Genomic DNA, 2232 nt, shown 5'->3' on the forward strand with positions numbered 1-2232 from the left:
CCGTTTGTGCCACAGCCAACAGCGGCACGCTTTCTCTGTCGGGATATACAGGCTCCGTTTCAAAATGGCAGACTTCCATCGACAACGGCAATACCTGGACCGATGTGGTCAATACCACCAATACCATCTCTTTCTCCAATCTCTCTGTTACCACTGCCTATCGCGCCATGGTGGCAAGCGGGGTTTGTCCGGCGCAGGGTTCCAATACCGTTATCGTTACCGTTCTGCAGCCCGTTACCCCGGCCAATGCAGGACCTGATCAAACACTTTGTGCCGTAACCTCGGCCACACTTGCCGGTAACACACCTGCTTCCGGTTCCGGTACCTGGACTTTCGTTTCAGGACCCACCACACCGGTTTTCACCAATGCCAATAACCCAACCACCACCGTTAACGGACTGACAACAGGTACGTACCGCCTGGCGTGGAATATCAACAACGGCGCCTGTGCGGTTTCACAGGATTTTGTGGACATCACCGTTGTACCGCAGACCAACCCTGGTACACTGGCATCCGATCTTACTGTATGTGCAACGGCCAACAGCGGCTCGTTTACTTTAACCGGATACAGCACCAATATTCTTAACTGGGAGTCTTCTACAGACAACGGGAATACCTGGAATACGATCAGCAATACCACCGCCAATTTCTCCTTCACCAATCTGACCACCACAACGCGGTATCGTGTGAATGTGAAGAATTCGGTTTGTCCTGCCCTGTATTCCAATGTGGTTACAGCGAACGTGCTGCAGGCTGTAACCGTGGCGAATGCCGGCGCTGATGAGATCGTGATCAATGGTGTGACAAGTATCAGGCTGAACGGCAATGTTCCCGGTTCCGGCTCCGGCAAATGGACACAGGTTTCCGGACCGACTACCGTTACCATTTCGAACAGTGCCGACCCGAGAACAACAGTCGGCAATCTCGAATTCAACGCAGGCTCACCGCCTACGGATGGAGTGTACCTGATGCGCTGGACAATATCCAACGGCGCCTGCGCAAGTTCATCGGACACGATGAAGATCACCGTGCAGCCTCCCACCGATCCGGGCAGGATCGGTCCTGACGCAGTGGTTTGTACAGGTGCTAATACCGGTACGCTGGTGCTTACGGATTATCTCGGCACCATTCTTCGCTGGGAGACATCTGTTGATTATGGTGTAACCTGGAGTGCCATATCCTCAACTGTTAACGCTAACCAGAATACCTATACCTACATTAACCTGACCACCACCACGCTGTTCAGGGCGCTTGTACAGAACGGAGTTGGCGTTCCCAAATATTCGGGCATCGCAGCAACCGTTACCGTGCTGGACCTGGTAACACCCTCCAATGCAGGACCGGACCAGTCGTTGTGTAACACCACAACAGCAACCCTCGCCGGCAATACACCGACCTCGGGTACGGGTAAATGGACATTTGTCTCCGGACCCACCACACCCACCATCGTTGACCCGCTTGATCACGCATCAGTGGTGAACGGAATGGGCATCGGCACCTACCGCTTTGCATGGACCATTTCCAACGGCATCTGTTCTGATTCAAGGGATGAGGTTGATATCGTTATTCATCCGCCAACCCTGTCGGGAACACTTGTGGCGGATGCGACTGTCTGCGCCACCGCCAACAGCGGAACATTATCCCTGACAGGCTACCGTGGCAGTGTGCTGAATTGGGAATATTCAATCAATAACGGTACCAGCTGGACTAACATCGTCCATACAACCGACACGTATAACTTTACCAATCTGACCGCCACCACCCTGTTCCGTGCGCAGGTGAAAAACCAGGTTTGTCCGGCGCTCTATTCCAATAACGTTATCATTACCGCCTTACCTGCGGTAACTACGGCAAATGCAGGCCCCGATCAGTCGATCTGCAATACCAGCGGAACCACCCTGGCTGCCAATACACCGAGCTCGGGTACGGGCAAATGGACGGCAGAGCCCGGCAACCCGACAACCGTAACATTTACCGATGATGTGAATCCAACCACCACGATCACAGGTCTGGCAGCGGGCACCTATAAACTGAGGTGGACCATCTCCAGCTCGCTTTGCACCGCTTCTTCGGATATCGTGGAGATCAGTGTATATCCGCCCACTGTGCCAGGTACACTGATTGCGGATGCCACCGTTTGTGCCACCGCCAACTCGGCCACACTTTCTCTCTCTGGATATACAGGTTCCATACTCAACTGGGAGTCTTCCACCAATAACGGGGCCACCTGGA

Annotated in this window: 1 protein-coding gene; it reads left to right on the plus strand. The window is 53.8% G+C overall.

What is annotated here, in order from left to right; genetic code table 11:
• Positions 1-2232, plus strand: a 2232-nt coding sequence (locus GWC94_RS13165; RefSeq protein WP_161835474.1) for a PKD domain-containing protein, incomplete at both ends; no start/stop codon positions are given.

The organism is Sediminibacterium soli (assembly GCF_009939225.1).
GTDB lineage: Bacteria > Bacteroidota > Bacteroidia > Chitinophagales > Chitinophagaceae > Sediminibacterium > Sediminibacterium soli.